General features: G+C 70.7%; 15 protein-coding genes. 7 read left to right on the top strand and 8 right to left on the bottom strand.

What is annotated here, in order from left to right; genetic code table 11:
- Positions 1-341: 341 nt before the first annotated feature.
- The 3 genes from AB0M59_RS43685 to dnaE form a co-directional block, all read right to left on the bottom strand.
- On the bottom strand, positions 342-1,535 hold the full coding sequence (locus AB0M59_RS43685; RefSeq protein ID WP_364627566.1) for a low temperature requirement protein A: 1,194 nt from the start codon (positions 1,533-1,535) through the stop codon (positions 342-344).
- A gap of 417 nt (positions 1,536-1,952) precedes the next feature.
- Complete coding sequence (locus AB0M59_RS43680; RefSeq protein ID WP_364627570.1) at positions 1,953-3,434, bottom strand: MFS transporter; 1,482 nt, start codon at positions 3,432-3,434, stop codon at positions 1,953-1,955.
- Between the two features lie 104 nt (positions 3,435-3,538).
- Complete coding sequence (dnaE, locus tag AB0M59_RS43675) at positions 3,539-7,123, bottom strand: DNA polymerase III subunit alpha (protein WP_364627564.1); 3,585 nt, start codon at positions 7,121-7,123, stop codon at positions 3,539-3,541.
- Positions 7,124-7,496: 373 nt separating this feature from the next.
- Between dnaE and AB0M59_RS43670 the strand changes: the two genes are divergently transcribed.
- From AB0M59_RS43670 to AB0M59_RS43655, 4 genes are all read left to right on the top strand, one after another.
- Positions 7,497-8,147 carry a FadR/GntR family transcriptional regulator gene (locus AB0M59_RS43670; protein WP_364627568.1) on the top strand — a complete coding sequence of 217 codons (651 nt, stop codon included), beginning with the start codon at positions 7,497-7,499 and terminating at the stop codon, positions 8,145-8,147.
- A complete protein-coding gene (locus AB0M59_RS43665) occupies positions 8,144-9,061 on the top strand; it encodes an asparaginase (RefSeq protein WP_364627562.1) in 918 nt (305 codons plus the stop codon). Before AB0M59_RS43670 ends, AB0M59_RS43665 begins: the two co-directional genes overlap by 4 nt.
- Complete coding sequence (gene aspA, locus AB0M59_RS43660) at positions 9,058-10,449, top strand: aspartate ammonia-lyase (protein WP_364627560.1); 1,392 nt, start codon at positions 9,058-9,060, stop codon at positions 10,447-10,449. The genes AB0M59_RS43665 and aspA overlap by 4 nt, the downstream gene beginning before the upstream one ends.
- A 75-nt stretch (positions 10,450-10,524) precedes the next feature.
- The gene (locus AB0M59_RS43655; protein ID WP_364627559.1) at positions 10,525-12,150 is read left to right on the top strand and encodes a CocE/NonD family hydrolase; all 1,626 of its coding nucleotides are present in this window, start codon (positions 10,525-10,527) and stop codon (positions 12,148-12,150) included.
- Positions 12,151-12,184: 34 nt separating this feature from the next.
- Here AB0M59_RS43655 and AB0M59_RS43650 read toward each other — a convergent pair whose 3' ends face one another.
- Positions 12,185-12,931 (bottom strand): metallophosphoesterase, encoded by a 747-nt coding sequence (locus AB0M59_RS43650; protein WP_364627557.1) that lies wholly within the window; start codon positions 12,929-12,931, stop codon positions 12,185-12,187.
- The gene (locus AB0M59_RS43645) at positions 12,928-13,560 is read right to left on the bottom strand and encodes a GntR family transcriptional regulator (RefSeq protein ID WP_364627556.1); all 633 of its coding nucleotides are present in this window, start codon (positions 13,558-13,560) and stop codon (positions 12,928-12,930) included. The genes AB0M59_RS43650 and AB0M59_RS43645 overlap by 4 nt, the downstream gene beginning before the upstream one ends.
- Positions 13,561-13,605: 45 nt before the next feature.
- Here AB0M59_RS43645 and AB0M59_RS43640 point away from each other — a divergent pair, with 45 nt between their 5' ends.
- Complete coding sequence (locus AB0M59_RS43640; protein ID WP_364627554.1) at positions 13,606-14,766, top strand: aminotransferase class V-fold PLP-dependent enzyme; 1,161 nt, start codon at positions 13,606-13,608, stop codon at positions 14,764-14,766.
- On the opposite strand, the gene AB0M59_RS43635 is transcribed toward AB0M59_RS43640, so the two are convergent.
- Together AB0M59_RS43635 and AB0M59_RS43630 are read right to left on the bottom strand one after the other, a co-directional pair.
- Complete coding sequence (locus AB0M59_RS43635; protein ID WP_364627553.1) at positions 14,763-15,710, bottom strand: SDR family NAD(P)-dependent oxidoreductase; 948 nt, start codon at positions 15,708-15,710, stop codon at positions 14,763-14,765. The two genes, AB0M59_RS43640 and AB0M59_RS43635, sit on opposite strands and share 4 nt — an antisense overlap.
- Before the next feature lie 39 nt (positions 15,711-15,749).
- On the bottom strand, positions 15,750-16,886 hold the full coding sequence (locus AB0M59_RS43630; protein WP_364627551.1) for an acyl-CoA dehydrogenase family protein: 1,137 nt from the start codon (positions 16,884-16,886) through the stop codon (positions 15,750-15,752).
- Between the two features lie 31 nt (positions 16,887-16,917).
- Between AB0M59_RS43630 and AB0M59_RS43625 the strand changes: the two genes are divergently transcribed.
- Positions 16,918-18,405: an AMP-binding protein gene (locus AB0M59_RS43625; RefSeq protein ID WP_364627549.1), complete on the top strand. Its 1,488-nt coding sequence runs from the start codon at positions 16,918-16,920 to the stop codon at positions 18,403-18,405.
- Positions 18,406-18,418: 13 nt separating this feature from the next.
- Complete coding sequence (locus AB0M59_RS43620; RefSeq protein WP_364627547.1) at positions 18,419-18,835, top strand: cupin domain-containing protein; 417 nt, start codon at positions 18,419-18,421, stop codon at positions 18,833-18,835.
- On the opposite strand, the gene AB0M59_RS43615 is transcribed toward AB0M59_RS43620, so the two are convergent.
- Positions 18,832-19,296: a MarR family winged helix-turn-helix transcriptional regulator gene (locus AB0M59_RS43615; RefSeq protein WP_364627545.1), complete on the bottom strand. Its 465-nt coding sequence runs from the start codon at positions 19,294-19,296 to the stop codon at positions 18,832-18,834. The two genes, AB0M59_RS43620 and AB0M59_RS43615, sit on opposite strands and share 4 nt — an antisense overlap.
- Positions 19,297-19,353: the final 57 nt, after the last annotated feature.

Raw genomic sequence — 19,353 nt, 5'->3', positions numbered from 1 at the left:
TACTCAATCATTCTCAAAGGAACCTCATACGAGGTTATATATAAGCTCTACTGGCTTAGTTCACTAGCACACTGTTGAGTTCTCAAGCAACACACCCCGGATCGCGTCGCTTTTACACGACCTTATCCGAAGCATTTGTTTTCAAGCTTTGCTGTTCCGAGACTAACACCTCGGTTCAGGACCACCCACTCTACCACCTTCGTGGGAGCTTGGTTCGTGACCCCGGCGGCCGCCCGGTTTCCCTGGCGACTTGGGGAACTTTACATGCCCCGAAACGGCCTCGCACAGGGGGGTCCCCTTTTATCGCGCCAGGCCGCTGACCTGCGTCGATCCACCGAGAACTACGTCTGGGGACGCCCGTGGGTCGCGACGACCGAGACGGCGACGAGCGCGGCCGTCAGCACCGCGGCGACGTGGATCGGCGCCGGCGTGAACGACGCCGCGACGACGAGCACCGCCGTCACCGGGAAGCCGATCGCGATCGGGCGGCATTCGTTGGTCGGGCCGATGTGCAGCAGCCACACGCTCAGCAGGAAGATCGCGACCGGCAGCGTGGTCGGCAGCGCCGCGGCCACCCCGCCGAGGTCGTGCAGCGCACCCGTGTCGTAGGCGACCGCCACCTCGAGCCCCGCCCCGACGGCCGCGGCGGACGCGAAGATGAAGTAGTGGCCGTAGCCCCAGCTCATCGACGTGAACATGGTCGGCCGGCGGACGAGCCGCGCGTGCCCGGGCCGGTCGAAGTACAGCCACCACATCGAGAACACGAGCACCAGGCCGGCGGCGGCCAGCGAGATCAGCGCGCCGACGTGCCCGGGTTCGGCGGCGCCCTCCTTGATCGCGTTCGTCGCGCTGAGGATCACCTCGCCGAGCACGATCAACGTGAACAGGCCGTACCGCTCGGCGATGTGGTGCGGGTGCCACGTCGTGCCCTGCCGCTTCTCCGCCCACACCGGCACGGCCATCTCGAGCACCGCGAACACGACGAAGGCGATCACCCGCATTCCGTGCGGCAGCCACTGGTAGGAGATCCACAGCAGCTGGACCACCGCGATCCCGGTGGCGTAGCGCACCGCGGCCGGGCGGCAGCCCGGATCGGACCGCGCGGCCCGCAGCCACTGGAACACCATCGCCAGCCGCATCAGGACATAGCCGACGACCGTCAGCCGGAAGTCGCCGTCGAACGCGCGCGGCACCGAGGCCGCGACGGTCAGCCCGCCGGCGATCTGCACGAGCGTGGCCAGCCGGTACGGGACGTCGTCGGTGTCGAACGCCGAGGCGAACCAGCTGAAGTTCAGCCAGCCCCACCAGATCGCGAAGAACACCATGGCGAACGACGAGACGCCGTGGACCGCGTGCCCCTCGGCCAGCGCGTGGTGCAGCGACGTCGCGGCCTGCCCGACGGCGACCACGAAACAGAGGTCGAACAGCAGTTCCAGGGGCGTCGCGACGCGGTGGCTCTCACTGCTGTCGCGCGACCGCATCGGCCGGTACCAGACCCGGACCCGGCTCCCCGGCCACGACGGCTGCTCGGTCATCGAAGCTCCTGCGCTCGTGCCTGTCGGACGCGTCATCCCAACATGATCACGGGCCGGGCGGAAGCACGACACGAAGAACGGACGGGCCCGGTTCCCCCTCACCCGGGCCCGCCCGCTGCCGTCACGCGCCGGCGGCTGCCGATGGGCATCCCTTCCGCGAATGCCGGACGGTCCCCCGCGGACGCCGACACTCACTGGATGGAAGGTGACCGAGTGTGTCCATTCCTCGAACTCCGGACGCCTCGATCGCTCGGGCCGGTCACCCCATCCCCGGGTGGCCGACCGATTGCCACTGTCGGTAGCCGAAGCCGCGCAGTGAAGGCTCCATAAGATCTACCCGGTTGCTCTGCGTAGCACCAGTGTCTTTCCGTGCTCGTCACTCGGATGGAGCATCGCAAATCTGCCGAAAGTAGTGTCTCAGCCCCGTTGCACGTCCGCGGCGGACGTCTCGGTCCTCCGGGCCTCGTGTTCCTGCTCGGAAGTCTGCGCACGGTGGCGCCGCGCCCGGAGTTCGGCGATCGCGAGGGCCAGCGCGCCACACGTCAGACCGGCCGCGCAGCACAACGCGACGGTGAGCGCGAGCGGGTAGTCCGTCCCCGCGCCGACGACGGCGCCGAACACCGACGCGAGCACGGCGGTGCCGATCGCGGTACCGATCCGCTGCCCGGTCTGCAGCGCGCCGCCCGCGACCCCGGCCATCCGGACCGGCACGCACTCCAGCGTCAACGTCGTGTTCGGCGAGATCACCATGCCGCCGCCCACCCCCGCGAACAGCAACGGCAGCGCGAACGCCCACCCGGACGCCGACGGCGGGACGAGCTCGGCGAGCAACGCGACGGCGAGCAGGCCCAGCGCGACCATGGCCAGCCCGGTGACGGTCAGCCGCCGGCCGAAGGTCGGCACGAGCCGCCCGGCGACGGCCGCCGACACCGCCGAGCCCAGCGCGAACGGCGTCACCGACAGCCCGGACTGCAACGGCGTGTAACCGAGGCCCTGCTGGAAGAACATCGCGAAGACCAGCCAGATCCCGGCGAACCCGCAGAAGTAGAGGGCGCCGACCACGGCACCGGCGGCGTACCCCGGCGTGCCGGTGAACAGCCGGGTGTCCAGCAGCGGCGTCCGATCGCGCCGGACCACCGAGCGCTCCCAGCGCACGAACGCGAAACCGAACACCAGCGCGACGACGAACATCCACCACAGCCGCGCCGGGCCGCCGTCGTCGGATTCGATGACCGGGAGCAGCACGCCGAGGACGGCGACCGCGAGCAGCACGATCCCGACGAAGTCGATCTCCGACCGCGCCCGGAACTGTTTCTTCTCGCTGCGCGGCAGCAGCCGCAGGGCCAGCGCGAACGCGAGGACGCCGATCGGCACGTTGACGTAGAACACCCAGCGCCAGCCGTCCTGGGCCCCGAAGACGGCGAGGATGACCCCGCCGAGGATCGGCCCGACCGCCGTCGAGATCCCGACGACCGCGCCGAACATCCCGAACGCGCGGCCGCGCTCGGCGCCTCGGAAGAGGTCCTGGATCAGCCCGGTGTTCTGCGGCGTCAGCATGCCCGCGGCCACGCCCTGGGCGAGGCGCGCGATCACGAGCGTCGTCTCGTTCGGCGCGGCTCCGGCCAGCGCGCTCGTGATGACGAACGCGGCGAGGGCGCCGAGGAACATGGTCCGGCGGCCGAACGCGTCGCCGAGGCGGCCGCCGGTGACCAGGACCAGGCCGAACGCCAGCGCGTAGCCGGAGACGACCCAGCGGATCCCGCCGCTGCTCGCGTGCAGCCCGGACTGCATCGACGGGAGGGCGACGTTGACGATGCTGACGTCGAGCAGCCCCATGAACCCGGCCGTCAGCGAGACGGCGAGCGCCTTCCAGCGCCGGGGATCGGGTTCGTACGACATCGAAGAGCTGACCTCACGCGTGTTCACCGGCCGGGGATACCCACTCAGCAAACACGAAAGGCGGGATCCGCGCGCGCTGTGCGGACCCCGCCTTTCGGGGGGGCTCACGTGGAAGCGGTGATCCCGCGGATGCCCTTGAGCTCGCCGATCAGCATCGAGCTGACCTTCACCGGGTAGTCGTTGAGCGCGAACACCGTCTGGTTCCGCCCCACCAGCTTGAGGTGGACCATCGTTTCACCCTTGTGGGCGAGCAGCGTGGACCGCAGCTCGCTCACGACCGACTGGTCGATCTTCTCCGCCGCGGCGAGCAGCACCAGCGGCGGCTCGTCGTCGCCGTTGCCCGTGCCGACCTCGGACAGGTCCAGCGTCGCGAGGCCACCGCCGAAGATCGACATCTTGTCTTCGCGCCAGTTGACCCGGCCCTTGACCAGCACCGCGTTGTCCTCGATCAGCTCGGAAGAGAACAGCGCGTAGGACTTCGGGAAGAAGAGCACCTCGAGCGAGGCGTCCATGTCCTCGACCGTGCAGATCGCCCAGGGCTCGCCCTTCTTGTTGACCCGCCGTTCGAGCGACGTGATCAACCCGGAGATGATGAGCTCGCCCTCCCGGGGCGGATCGGCGAGGATCCCGGCGATCGGCTTCGGGGCGTGCTTGCGCAGGATCCGCTCGGCGCCGTCCAGCGGGTGCGCCGAGACGTACAGGCCGAGCATCTCGCGTTCGTAGGCGAGCAGCTGCTTGCGCGGGTACTCCTCCTCGCCGAACTTCAGGTGCGCGAGCGGCGACGACGACGGCGCGGCCTCGCCCTCCTCGCCCCCGAAGCCGAACAGGTCGAACTGGCCCATCGCCTCCTGGCGCTTGAGCGGGACGACGGCTTCCACCGCGTCTTCGTGGACCTGGATCATCGACAGCCGCGTGTGGCCGAGCGAGTCGAACCCGCCCGCCTTGATCAGCGACTCGATGACCCGCTTGTTGCAGGCCACGAGCTCGGACTTGTCGAGGAAGTCGATGAAGGAGGCGTACTTGCCCTTCTCCGCGCGCGTCTTGATGATCGACTCGACGACGTTCGCGCCGACGTTGCGGACGGCACCCATGCCGAAGCGGATGTCGTCCCCGACGGCCGCGAACCGCAGGGCCGACTCGTTGACGTCCGGCGGGAGCACCTTGATGCCGAGCCGGCGGCACTCGGACAGGTAGACCGCCGACTTGTCCTTGTTGTCGCCGACCGAGGTCAGCAGGGCGGCCATGTACTCCGGGGTGAAGTTCGCCTTGAGGTACGCGGTCCAGTACGAGATCAGGCCGTACGCGGCCGCGTGGCTCTTGTTGAACGCGTAGCCGGCGAACGGGAGGATCGTGTCCCAGAGCGCCTTGACCGCCTCGGCGGAGAACCCGCCGTCGATCAGGGGGCTGGTCTTCATCCCGGCCTCGAAGCCCTCGTACTCGAGGTCGAGGACTTCCTTCTTCTTCTTGCCCATCGCGCGGCGGAGCACGTCCGCGCGACCCATCGTGTAGCCGGCCACCTTCTGGCCGATGTGCATGATCTGCTCTTGGTACACGATCAGGCCGTAGGTGTCGGCCAGGATCTCCCGCAGCGGCTCGTCGAGCTCCGGGTGGATCGGCTTGACCTTCTGCCGGTTGTTCTTCCGGTCGGCGTAGTCGTTGTGCGCGTTCATGCCCATCGGACCGGGGCGGTAGAGCGCGCCGACCGCGACGATGTCGTCGAAGACCGTGGGCTCCATGCGGCGGAGCAGGTCGCGCATGGGCCCGCCGTCCAGCTGGAACACGCCGAGCGTGTCGCCGCGGGCGAGCAGCTTGTACGTCTCCGGGTCCTCGACGCCCAGGGTGTCGAGGTCGATGTCGATCCCGCGGTTGGCCTTGATGTTGTCGATCGCGTCGCCGATGACCGTGAGGTTGCGCAGGCCCAGGAAGTCCATCTTGAGCAGGCCGATGGCCTCGCACGACGGGTAGTCCCAGCCGGTGATGATCGAGCCGTCGTCACGCTGCCAAAGCGGGATCGCGTCGGTCAGCGGGTCGCACGACATGATGACCGCGCAGGCGTGCACGCCCGCGTTGCGGATCAGGCCCTCGAGACCACGGGCGGTGTCGAAGATCGTCTTGCACTCTTCGTCCGTCTCGACCAGCGCGCGGACCTCGGCGGCCTCGCCGTAGCGCTCGTGCTTGGAGTCGACGATGCCCGAGAGCGGGATGTCCTTCGCCATGATCGGCGGGGGCAGCGCCTTGGAGATCTTGTCCGCGATCGCGTAGCCGGGCTGGCCAAAATGAACCCGCGCACTGTCCTTGATCGCCGCCTTGGTCTTAATGGTGCCGAACGTGATGACCTGGGCGACCTTGTCCGAGCCGTACTTGTCGGTCGCGTACCGGATCATCTCGCCGCGCCGGCGGTCGTCGAAGTCGATGTCGATGTCGGGCATCGAGACGCGCTCGGGGTTCAGGAACCGCTCGAACAGCAGCTTCTGCGGGATCGGGTCCAGGTTGGTGATGCCCAGGACGTACGCGACGAGCGAGCCGGCGGCCGAACCACGGCCCGGGCCGACCCGGATGCCGACGCGGCGGGCGTAGCTGATGAGGTCGGCGACGATCAGGAAGTAGGCCGGGAAGCCCTTCCCGATGATGACGTCGAGCTCCTTCTCGATCCGCTCGGGATAGCCCTCGGGCGGGCCGCCCGGGAAGCGCCACGCCAGGCCCTTCGCGACCTCCTCGCGCAGCCAGCCGCCCTGGTCGTAGCCTTCCGGCACCTCGAAGAACGGCAGCCGGTCCTTGTGCGAGTAGACGTCTTCGTAGGACTCGACGCGCTCGGCGATCAGCAGCGTGTTGTCGGCCGCTCCGGGCACCTCCCTGTCCCAGTACTCGCGCATCTCGGCGGCGGCCTTGAGGTAGTAGCCGTCGCCGTCGAACTTGAACCGGGTCGGGTCGTTGAGGGTCTTGCCGGCCTGGACGCACAGCAGCGCCGAGTGCGTGTCGGCCTGGTCCTTGGTGACGTAGTGCGAGTCGTTCGTGGCGATCGGCTTGAGGTCGAGCAGGCGGCCGACCTCGAGGAGGCCTTCGCGGACCGACCGCTCGATCGGCAGGCCGTGGTCCATCAGCTCGAGGAAGAAGTTGTCGGCGCCGAAGATGTCCTTGTAGTCGGACGCGGCCTGGATCGCCGCCTCCTTCTGGCCCAGCCGCAGCCGGGTCTGCACCTCGCCCGACGGGCAGCCGGTGGTCGCGATGATCCCCGAGTGGTTCTCCGAGATCAGCTCGCGGTCCATCCGGGGCTTGCGGTAGTAGCCCTGCATGCTGGCCAGCGAGGACAGCTTGAAGAGGTTCCGCAGGCCGGTGGCGTTCTGCGCGAGCATCGTCATGTGGGTGTACGCGCCGGCGCCCGAGACGTCGCCGCCCTCGCCCAGCTCGTCGGACCCGCGCTGGTTCGACTGGCCCCAGAAGACCGGCTTCTTGTGGAAGCGGCTCTCCGGCGCGACGTACGCCTCGATGCCGATGATCGGCTTGAGGCCGTGCTTCTTCGACTGCTGGTAGAACTCGTCGCCGCCGTACATGTTGCCGTGGTCGGTCATGCCGACCGCGGGCATGCCGAGGCGCGCCGCCTCCGCGAAGAGAGGAGCGATCTTCGCCGCACCGTCGAGCATCGAGTACTCGGTGTGGACGTGCAGGTGGACGAAGGAATCGTTCGACACCAGCGAAAACCTCCCCTAGGTGAATGGGACCGGCGCGCCCGGGTCCCTCACCCTAACCCGTGGCGCTCTCGGTCCCGACACGCGCTCGTCGGGTCGATTCTGCTCCTCGCGAGAGGTGTTCCGCCGCTGCGACGCGCACCCTTTTCGGGCGGTGGTGATCACGGTGCGGCGGGTGGGCACCGGGCGCTGTCGGGCGGTCACGCGGGGACGCCGGTGAGGTCGGGCGGCGGCTCGCCGAACCGCGGACCGGTGAGGTGAGCCACAGCGGCCGCCGCTCTCGTTGACATCGGCCTCCGCCCAGCCGAACATCGACCACATGAACCTGTCTGACAGCCAGACAGCCGGACAAGGCGTTCCCCGTCGGGTCAGCGCCATGGAGGCCGTGCTGGCCCACCTTCGGCAGCTGATCGAACGCGGGGACTACCCCGTCGGCGCCAAGCTTCCCTCCGAAGCGTCCCTGAGCAGGGAGTTCGAGGTCAGCCGGTCGGTCATCCGGGAAGCCCTGCGCGGCCTGCAGGCCCTCGGCATGACCGAGTCCAAGACCGGCAAGGGCACCTTCGTCACCGCCGCCGGGCCCGCCGACAACCCCACCTTCGGGCCCTACTCCGCCCGCGACCTCATCGAGGTGCGCCGGCACGTCGAGATCCCGGTCGCCGGGTATGCCGCCCTGAGGCGCGACCAAGACGACCTCGACCTGCTCGGTCACCTCGTCGAGCGGATGGACGCCGAGACCGACAACACCGCCTGGGTCGCGCTCGACTCGCTCTTCCACATCACCATCGCCCAGGCCTCGGGCAACCCCGCCTTCGGGAAGGTGATCGAGGAGATCCGGGACGCGCTGGCCCGCCAGTCCGCCTTCCTCAACCAGCTCGGCGACCGGCGGCGGCAGTCGAACGTCGAGCACCGGGAGATCGTCGCGGCGATCGAGAGCGGCGAAGAAAGCGCCGCCGTCGCCGCCATGACCGCGCACCTCACGCACGTCGAAGCCACCCTCACCAGCATCGTGAACGGGGCGGGCCGGTGAACCACGAACCCCTGGTCGAGGTGGTGCGCGACGGCATGGTCGAGGGCGTGCACCACGGCTCCGCGATCGTGCTCGCCCCGGACGGCACCACGCTCTTCGCCGCGGGCGACCCGGACGCCACGATGTACCCGCGGTCGACGGCGAAACCACTGCAGGCCACCGCGATGGCGCGGCTCGGGCTGCGCCTGTCCCCCGCCGGGTTCGCCATCGCGGCGGCCAGCCACTCCGGCGAGCCGATGCACCTCGACGCCGCCCGGGAAGTCCTCGGCGGACGCTCCCCCGACGCGCTGGGCAACCCCGCGGACTTCCCGTACGACCCGATCGAGCGCGACCACTGGGTCGCGACCGGCCGCGCCCCGGGCCGGCTCGCGCACAACTGCTCCGGCAAGCACGCGGCGATGCTCGCGACGTGCGACCTGAACGGCTGGAGCACCGACGGCTACCTCGATCCGGCCCACCCGCTGCAGCGCGCGATCGCCGCCACCGTCGAGGACCTGACCGGGCACGGCATCGAGGGGGTCGCCGTGGACGGCTGCGGCGCGCCGCTCTTCGCGACGACGCTGCGGGGGCTCGCCACCGCCGTGGCGAAGATCGCCACAGCCGCGCCCGGCACGCCCGACCACCTGGTCGCCGACGGGATCCGGACGCACCCGGAGCTGGTCGGCGGCAGCCGCCGCGACGTCACCGCCGTCATGCGCGCGGTGCCCGGGCTGATCGCGAAGGACGGCTTCGAGGCCGTCCAGATCGCCGCGCTGCCGGACGGCACGGCGATCGCGTTCAAGATCGCCGACGGCGGCGACCGGGCGCGGTACCCGGTGCTGGCCGCGGCGCTGAAACTGTGCGGCGCGGACGTCCCGCCGGGCCCGGAAAACCTGCGTTTCACCGGAAATCTCTCCGTGGGGAGCACGCTGTGACCACCCGCCGGGAACACGACCTGCTGGGCGACGAGGACGTCCCCGCCGACGCGTACTGGGGCGTGCACACCGCCCGCGCCCGGGCGAACTTCCCCATCACCGGCACCACGATCGCCGCCTACCCGCACCTGATCGAAGCCCTGGCCGCGGTGAAGGAGGCGGCGGCGCGCGCCAACGCCGAACTGGGGCTGCTGGAACCCGGGATCGCCGACGCGATCTGTGCCGCCTGCAAAGAGATCCGCGAAGGCGCGCTGCACGGCGAGTTCGTCGTCGACGTCATCCAGGGCGGCGCCGGGACGTCGACCAACATGAACGCCAACGAGGTCATCGCGAACCGCGCGCTCGAGCTGCTCGGGCACGCGAAGGGCGACTACCACGTCGTGCACCCCAACGAGCACGTCAACCTCGGGCAGTCGACGAACGACGCCTACCCGACCGCGGTCAACGTCGCGACGATCATCGCCGTGCGCGAGCTCTCCGCGGCGATGGTCGTGCTGGAGCAGGCGTTCGCCGCGAAGGCCGTCGAGTTCCACGACGTCCTGAAGATGGGCCGCACGCAGTTGCAGGACGCGGTCCCGATGACGCTCGGCCAGGAGTTCGGCACCTACGCGGTGATGCTCGGCGAGGACCGCCTGCGGCTGAACGAAGCCGTCGCGCTGCTGCACGAGATCAACCTCGGCGCGACCGCGATCGGCACCGGCCTCAACACCGCGCCGGGCTACGCCGAGGCCGCGTGCCGCCACCTGCGCGAGATCACCGGGCTGCCGGTCGTCACCGCGGCGGACCTGGTCGAGGCGACCCAGGACTGCGGCGCGTTCGTGCACCTGTCCGGGGTGCTCAAGCGGATCGCCGTCAAGCTCTCGAAGAGCTGCAACGACCTGCGGTTGCTGTCGTCGGGTCCGCGCGCCGGGCTCAACGAGATCAACCTGCCGCCGGTGCAGGCCGGGTCGTCGATCATGCCCGGCAAGATCAACCCCGTCATCCCCGAGGTGGTCAACCAGGTCGCCTTCGAGGTGATCGGCAACGACGTCACCGTGACGATGGCCGCCGAGGCCGGGCAGCTGCAGCTCAACGCGTTCGAGCCGATCATCCTGCACGCGCTCTCGGAGAGCATCACGCACCTGGGCGCGGCATGCCGGGTATTGGCGGAGAAGTGCGTTTCGGGCATCACCGCGAACGTCGACGTCCTGCGCTCCTACGTCGAGAACTCGATCGGCCTCGTCACGGCGCTGAACCCCAGCATCGGCTACGCGGCCGCGACGGAGATCGCGAAGGAGGCGCTGGCGACCGGACGCGGGGTCGCCGAGCTCGTCGTCGAGAAGGGCCTGATCCCGGTCGAAGAGCTGGCCAGGCTGCTGCGGCCGGAGACGCTCGCCCGGGTGCGCTAGTGGCGGCAGGCGGGCCCGGCTGCCGGTATCGTCGGATCCGGAAGGCAGTACTCCACTTCGGAAGGCTGGGCACCCGTGCTGGACCGACTTGTCGACAAGATGCTCGGGCTCCCCCGTGCCGAAGGCCCGAATCCGGTCGTGACGCGCGACCTCACCGTGCCGATGCCCGACGGCGTCACGCTGCTCGCCGACCGGTACGCCCCGGCCGGGACGACGTCGGCGCCGGTGGTGCTGATCCGCACGCCGTACGGGCGCAAGGGCATCCTCTCGAAGCTCTTCGGCGACACCTTCGCCCGGCACGGGCTGCAGACGGTCATCCAGAGCACCCGCGGCTCGTTCGGCTCCGGCGGCGAGTTCCGGCCCTTCCACCTCGAGCGCGAGGACGGCGTCGCGACCGCCGAATGGCTGCGCGCGCAGCCGTGGTGCGACGGCACCATCGGCATGGCGGGCGCCAGCTACCTAGGGCACACGCAGTGGGCGGTCGGCCCGTACCTCGACCCGCCGCTGGCCGCTATGTGCCTCGGCGTCACGGCGTCGTCGTTCATCCCCACGTTCTACCCGGGCGGCGTGCTCGCGGCGGACAACATGGTGTCGTGGTCGGCGATGATCGGCCGTCAGGAAGAACGCTTCGCCGCGTTGCCGAACCCGCTGCAGAAGCGCAAGACGCGCAAGGCGATGTCGTTCCTGCCGCTGAGCCGCGCCGACGTCGCCGCGATCGGGAAGCCGGTGCGGTTCCTGCAGGACATCACCGAGCACTTCGTGCCGGACGACGACTACTGGACGATGTCCGACCACAGCGCCGAAGTCGCGAAGCTCGACGTCCCGGTGTCGATGGTCACCGGCTGGTACGACCTGTTCATCGGCTCGCAACTGCGCGACTTCCGGACCCTCGCCGAGGCGGGCAAGGCGCCGCGGCTCACGATCGGGCCGTGGGCGCACGGCGAGCCGGCCAGCACGGGCCCGATGATCCGGGACCAGCTCGGCTTCCTGCGTGCCCACCTGCTCGGCGACCGCACCTTCCTGCAGCGCGCGCCGGTCAGGCTGTTCCTGCAGGGCGCCGGCACCTGGCTGGACTTCGAGTCGTGGCCGCCGCCGTCCACGGCGACCGCGTCCCACCTGCGCCCGATCGGCGGGCTCGGCGAACGGGCCGGCGACGAGGCGCTGCCGACGACGTTCACCTACGACCCGGCCGACCCGACGCCGGCGGTCGGCGGGCCGCTGCTGACGGGCGAGTGGAAGCAGCGCGACAACCAGGAAGTCGAGGCGCGGCCGGACGTCTTGGTGTTCACCGGCGAGCCGCTGCCGTCGGACCTGGACGTCATCGGCGAGGTGACGGCGACCGTGCACGTGCGCACGGAGATCGGGCACGCCGACGTGTACGTCCGGCTGTGCGACGTCGACTCCGGCGGGGGATCCCGCAACGTGACGGACGGGATCCTCCGGCTGCGGCCCGGTTTCCCGTCGGCGGACGCGGACGGCGTGGTGACGGCGGAGGTGACGCTCGACCCGACGGCCTACCGCTTCCGCCGCGGTCACCGGCTGCGCGTCCAGGTGGCGGGCGGGGCGTTCCCGCGGTTCGCGCGCAACCACGGGACGGACGAGCCGGTCACCTCGGCGGTGAACGGGAAGCCGAACCGGTTCGAGGTGTTCCACGACGCCGCGCGGCCGTCGAAGATCACGCTGCCGGTGTTCGGCGGCTGACGCCCGAGCGCCGCTTTCACGTGAAAGCGGCGCCTCAGACGACGCGGTGGTGGCTGGTCACCCGGCCGTCGTCGTGCAAGACGTGCAGCAGCAGCGAAGGCGGCCGCTCGAAGTCCAGCGGCCCGCCTTCGTCCCAGCCGCGGCCGGCGCCCGGCTCCACCGGCAGCAGCGACGACGAAACCACCCCCGGGGCGATGCGCAGCGGCACCCCCGCGAACGTCGTCGACGCGCCCGTGTGCACGTGCCCGGCCAGCAGCGCCACCACGCGCGGATGGCGGGCCAGCACCGCCGCCAGCCGGTCCTCCCCTGTCTGCCGGATCGCGTCGACCAGCGAAACGCCGACCTCGACCGGCGGGTGGTGGAACGCCACGAACGCCGGACCGTCGCCGCCGGAAAGCGTCTCGTCGAGCCACTCCAAACTGGCGTCGGCCAGGAAACCCGCGCCGCGACCCGGGATCGTCGAGTCGCACAGCGCGAACAGCACGCCGTCGACCTCCCGCGCCAAGTCGATGGGCGCGTCGGAAGCCGGCAGGCCGAGCAAACCGGTGCGGAACTCGGCGCGGACGTCGTGGTTGCCCGGGCAGACCAGCACCGGCGCCGGGTGCTTGAGCAACTCGGCTGCCCGCGCGTACTCCGACGCCGCGCCGTGGTCGGCGATGTCGCCGGTGACGACGACGGCGTCGACCGTCAGCTCGCCGAGGTACGCCATCACCGCGGCGACGCGTTCTTCGGCCCGCGGTCCGTCGTCCAGGTGCAGGTCGCTCAGGTGCGCGATGATCATCTTTCGTCCTTCCCCAGGTACGCCAGTGCTTTCACCCAGTTGCGGACGAGCACCGCGGACGCGGCCGGCAGGTCGCCGTCGCGCAGGGCGGCGGCGATCCGGCGGTGCTCGCCGATGCTCTCCCCGGCGCGCGCGGCCCCGCCGAAGTAGCACGATTCGTACCGCTTGAGCAGCGGCTTGGTCTGCCCGATCAACCGCAGCAGGTGCGGATTCGGGCAGCGGGACAGCAGCAGCGCGTGCCACCGTTCGTCCACTTCGGACAGATCGTCGCCCCGATCCAGCGCCATGGCCATCTCGTCGGCGACGGCGTCGAGCGCGTCCGGCAGCCCGGCCAGCTCCAGCGGCGACGTCCAGCGCAGGGCGAGCGCTTCGAGCTCGGCCACCAGCGGGTAGAGGCGGCGGGCCTCGTCCGGGTCGAACGGCGGCACCAGGAACCCCCGGCCCGGCGCGGAAACGAGCAGGCCGCGGTCGGCGAGCCCGATCAGCGCCTCCCGCAACGGCGTCCGGCTGACGCCCAGCTCGCGGGCAAGGTGCACCTCGTTGACGCGGGCGCCGGCGGCGAGCCGCCCGTCGAGCACGCGGGTGGTGATCTCCTCGATGAGGTCGCTGCGCAGCGGGGTCCGGGCCACGTTCGCAGTATTGCATACAGATGGGCCGTACTGTATTCAGTTCACATGGCCTTCGACGTCGACCGCGCCCGCCGTGAAACGCCCGGCTGCGCCGAAGTGGTCCACTTCAACAACGCCGGTTCCGCGCTCCCGCCGGCCGTCGTGACCGACACCGTCGTCGAGTACCTCCGCCACGAAGCGCTGGTCGGCGGGTACGAAGCGGCCGCCGAAGCACAGGACCGCCTCGACGCGGTGTACGCGTCGGCGGCGCGGCTCGTCGGCGCCGAACCCGACGACATCGCGCTCACCGACAACGCGACCCGCTCGTGGCAGGCGGTGTTCTACGCGCTTCCGTTCGAGACCGGAGACCGGATCCTCACCTCCCGCGCGGAGTACGCCAGCAACGCCATCGCGTTCCTGCAGGTCGCGCGGCGCACCGGCGCGGTCGTCGAAGTGGTCGGCGACGACGAGTCGGGCCAGCTGGACGTCGAGGACCTGCGACGGCGCGTCGACGGCGACGTCAAGCTGATCGCCGTCAGCCACGTGCCCACCCAGGGCGGCCTGGTCAACCCGGCCGAGGAGATCGGCGCGGTCGCCGAAGCGGCCGGCATCCCGTTCCTGCTCGACGCGTGCCAGTCGGCCGGCCAGGTCGACCTCGACGTCACGCGCCTCAGGTGCGACGCGCTTTCGACGACCGGCCGCAAGTACCTGCGCGGGCCGCGCGGCACCGGCTTCCTGTACGTGCACCCGCGGCTGCGCGAACGGCTGGAGCCCGCGATGCTCGACCTGCACTCGGCGACCTGGTCGGCGCCCGACGAGTACGTCGTCGACCCGACCGCCAAGCGCTTCGAGGTGTGGGAGCGCGACTTCGCGGCGGTGTTCGGCCTCGGCGCGGCCATCGACTACGCGCTCGAGTGGGGGTTGCCGGCCGTCGAAACGCGCGTCGCGTCGCTGGCCGCGACGTTGCGCGCCCGGCTCACCGAAGCCGGAGCGCGCGTCCACGACGCCGGCGCCCGCAAGTGCGGCATCGTCACCTTCAGCGTCGACGGCACCCCGGCGGTGGACATCAAGAAGCGGCTGGCCGAGGCCGGGATCAACACGTCGCTGTCGACGCGCACGTCCGCCCAGTTCGACTTCACCGCGCGCGACCTGCCGGACATGGTCCGCGCGTCGGTGCACTACTACAACACCGAGGACGAGATCGACCTGCTCCTGGCGAAGCTCTAGAAGGCGCTCACTCCGGTGAGCTCCGCCGACACCGCCCACAGCCGCTCGGCCTGCGCCGGGTCGATCGCGTAGTCCTTGACGCCCGTGCGGCCGCCGTCGGCGGGGGCGGGCTCGGCGATGTCGCAGTCCTCGAGGTAGACGCCGCCGAGGCCGTCGAGCTGCGGGGACGTCGCGGCCCAGACCTGCGTCGCGGCACCCTGCTCCGGCGTCTTCGCACCGCCGGTGACCCGGCCTTCCGCGTCGACCATGCCGGCGTCGATGAGTTCCTGACGGTCGAGGTGGCGCACGAGGTCGGTGAGGATCCGGCCCGGGTGCAGGGCGAACGCGCGGACACCGCGGTCGCGCGCCAGCTTGTCGAGCTGGACCGCGAAGAGGACGTTCGCCGTCTTCGCCTGCCCGTAGGCGAGCCACTTGTCGTAGCCCTGCCGGAATTCGAGGTCGTCGAAGCGCACCGGGCCGTAGTGGTGGCCGCGCGAGGACACGGAGACCACCCGCGCGCCCGGGGTGAACGCCGGCCAGAGCCGGTTCACCAGGGCGAAGTGCCCGAGGTGGTTGGTCGCGAACTGCGCCTCCCAGCCCGGCCCGACGCGCGTCTCGGGCGACGCCATGATCCCGGCGCTGCCGATGAAGACGTCGATCCCGCGCCCCGAAGCGAGGAACCGCTCGGAGAAAGCCCGCACGCTGTCGAGGTCACCGAGGTCCAGCTCGTCGATCTCGATGTTTTCGAAGCCCCGCAACGCTTCTTCGGCCGTCGAGCTGCGGCGCGCCGGAACGACGACGTGCGCGCCCGCCGCCGTCAGCGCCCGCGTCGTCTCCAGACCGATGCCCGAATAGCCGCCGGTGACGATCGCGAGCTCGCCGGTCAGGTCGATCCCGGCCACGACCTCGGCCGCCGTGCTCTCGGCGCCGAAACCCGAGCCGATCTTGTGCTGTGCAGTGGTCATCCCCCGACGCTAAGTCCTGGAGTGGACTCCAGCGCAAGTTCAGTCCTTGAGCAGCTGGCGCGCGATGACGAGCTTCTGGATCTCGCTGGTGCCCTCGTAGATCCGGAACAGCCGCGCGTCGCGGTAGATCCGCTCGACCGTGACGCCGCGGACGTACCCCATGCCGCCGTGCACCTGGACCGCGCGATCGGCGACGCGGCCGAGCATCTCGGTGCAGAACAGCTTCGCTGACGACGGCCCGAGCTTGCGGTCTTCGCCCGAGTCGTACTTCGCGGCGGCTTCGTGCACCATCGCGCGCCCGGCCGCCAGCTCGGCGTGCGACTCGGCCAGCAGCGCCTGCACGAGCTGGTACTCGCCGATCACCCGGCCGCCCTGGCGCGCCGTCCGCGCGTACTCGACGGCTTCGGCGAGCGCGCGCTCCGCCATGCCGACGCACAGGGCCGCGATGTGCAGCCGGCCGCGGGCGAGCGAGGCCATCGCGATGCCGAAGCCCTTGCCCTCCTCGCCGATCAGCGCGTCGGCGGACAACTCGACGTCGTCGAAGACCACCTCCGACGTCCACGCGCCGGCCTGGCCCATCTTGGCGTCGTGCGGGCCGACGGTGACGCCCTCCGCGCCGGCGCACACCAGGAACGCCGAGATGCCGCGGCTGCCGGTGCTCTCGAGGTCGGTGCGCGCGAACGCGACGAAGACCTCCGCCAGGGGCGCGTTGGTGATGAACCGCTTGGTGCCCGACAGCCGGTAGCGGTCGCCGTCGCGGACCGCGCGGCTGGTCAGCCCGCCCGGGTCCGAGCCGGCCTCGGCCTCGGTGAGTGCGAACGACGCGATCGCCTGCCCCGCGGCCAGCCGGGGCAGCCAGCGGGTGCGCTGGTCGGGCGTCCCGTAGTGCACGATCGCCTGGCCTGCGATGCCGTTATTGGTGCCGAACAGCGACCGGAACGCGGGCGTCGTGTGGCCGAGCTCGATGGCGAGCCGGACGTCTTCGGCCATGCCCAGGCCGAGGCCGCCGTACTCCTCGGGCAGCGCCCAGCCGAACAGGCCCAGCTCGGCGGCCTTCTCCCGGATCTCCGCCGGGATCTCGTCGCGCTCGTCGATCTCCGCCTCGCGCGGCACGACCTCCTTGCGCACGAACTCCCGCACCGCACCGAGCACCTGCCCGAAAAGCTCCGCGTCCATGCGTCGCACCGTACCCGGTAGCGTGCGGAACGTGAGCACCTTCTTCGACGTGGCAGAGCAGCACCCGGACCGCCTCGCGGTGCTCGCGCCGGACGGCACGGCCGCGACGTTCGGCGAACTGGCCGCGCGGGCGAACCGGCTGACGCACGCACTGCACCGGCTGGGCCTCGGCGAAGGCGACGGCGTCGTCGCGATCGTCCACAACGGACTCCCCTACTTCGAGTTGCTGTTCGCCACGCTGCAGGCCGGGATGTACTTCACCCCGGTCAACTACCGGTCGTCGCCCGCCGAAATCGCCTACGTGGTGGAGAACAGCGGCGCGCGGGTCGTCGTCGCCGAGGCGGACATCGCGCGGGAATGCGACCTCGACCTGCCCCGCTTCTCGGTCGGCCCGGCCGGGGGCTGGGGCGACTACGCGTCCTGGGGCCAGGACGAGCCGTCGACCTCACCGGAACCGCGGACTGCCGGCCAGACGATGCTCTACACGTCGGGCACGACCGGGCGGCCCAAGGGCGTCCGGCGCGCTCTGAGCGGGAAACCGCCGTCGCTGCACCCGATCCACCGCGATCTCCTGGCGAGGTTCGACGTCCTGCCGGGGCCGGGTGTGCACCTGGTGGCCTGCCCGCTCTACCACGCCGCGCCCGGCTCGTTCGCCGTCAACGCGATGCACCTCGGGCACAGCGCGGTGCTGATGGACCGCTTCGACGCCGAAGAGACGCTCCGGCTCATCGAAGAGCACCGCGTCACCGACACCCACCTGGTGCCGACCATGTTCCACCGGATGCTGCGGCTGCCCGAGGACGTCCGCGCGCGGTACGACACGTCGAGCCTCACGAGCGTGATCCACGGCGCGGCGCCCTGCCCGCGCGAGGTCAAGGAGCGGATGATCGACTGGCTCGGCCCGGTGGTGCACGAGTACTACGGCGCGTCGGAAGGCCTCATCTGCGGCGTCACGGCTGCCGAGTGGCTGGGAGCGCCGGGAACCGTGGGCCGGCCGCTGACCGGCGTGCGGCTGAAGATCGTCGACGACGACGGTGCCGAGGTGCCGGACGGCGAGCCGGGCACGATCTACTTCAGCTCCGCCCACACCGCGCTCGACTACCTCGGCGACCCGGAGAAGACCGCGGCCGCGCGGTCCGGGGAGTTCATCACCGTCGGCGACTTCGGCTACCGCGACGCCGAAGGCCGCGTGTTCCTGCTCGACCGGCGGACCGACCTGATCCTCTCCGGCGGCGTCAACATCTACCCCGCCGAGATCGAGGCACGCCTGCTCGGCCACCCGGACGTCGCCGACGCGGCGGTGATCGGCGAGCCGGACGACGAATGGGGACAGCGGGTCGTCGCCGTCGTCGAGCCGGTGCCCGGCGTCCCCGGTGACGACGCCCTGGCCGCGCGGCTGGCCGAACATTGCCGCGGCGAACTGGCCGGCTTCAAGACGCCGAAGCGGTTCGACTTCACCGATCGCCTGCCGCGCACCGAATCGGGCAAGATGATGCGGCGCACCCTGCGCCGGACCTGAGGAGTACAGCCCGATGCGCAAAATCTGCACGATCTTCGCCGCCACCGCACTGGCCGTCACGCTGGTGCCTTCGACCGCGTCCGCGACGCCCGGCAGCGGCGTCACCGGCACGATCCTGACCCAGAAGACCATCGGCCACACCGACTACACGGTGCGGGAGATCACCATTCAGCCCGGCGGCTACACCGGCTGGCACTTCCACGACGGCACGCTCTACGCGTACGTGAAAGCCGGGACGCTCACCCACAACCTGGCCGACTGCAGCCTCGACGGCGTCTTCGGCACCGGGCGCGCGTTCACGGAGAAGCCCGACCAGGTGCACATCGGCCGCAACCTCGGGACGACGCCGCTGGTGCTGGAAGTCCTCTACGTGCTCCCGGCGGGCAGCCCGCTGTCGGAGGACGCGCCCGACCCGGGCTGCGGCTACTAGCTGCTGAACCAGCCGGCCGCGTCGAGCCGGTAGGCCGCGGGGCCGACGACCGCGCGCAGGTCGGTCTCGAGCGCGGTGATGCGTTCGGGGCCGACCGTGTGGGCCCACTCCTTGCGCAGGTCGTCGAAGATTTCCGCGGACTTCGTGAGCGCGTCGACGCCGTGCGCGGTGAGCCGTACGATCTTGCGGCGCGCGTCGTCCGGGTCGTCGGCGCGCTCGGCGTACCCGAGCGCCTCGAGCCGCTCGACCGTCTTGCCGGCCGCCTGCTTGGACACGCCGAGGCGGCGCCCGATCTCCGACGCCGTCGCGCCCTGGACGCCGATGGCCTGCATCGCGAAGCCGTAGGACGGGCGGACGTCGGGGTGTCCGCGGCGCGCGAGCTCGGCGTGGAGGCGGTCGATGAGCGTGCGGAAGCCGCCGAAGAGCAGGAAGGGCAGCTCGTAGCCGGGCGCGTCGGTCATCGCCCCTTGCCTTTTTCGACAACCAGGTTTACTGTTTCGACAATCACGTTGTCGATA

Origin of the sequence: Amycolatopsis sp. NPDC051371, assembly GCF_040682155.1 — a bacterium.
Classification (GTDB): Bacteria; Actinomycetota; Actinomycetes; order Mycobacteriales; family Pseudonocardiaceae; genus Amycolatopsis.
This window is presented reverse-complemented; position numbering and strand designations above follow the sequence as displayed.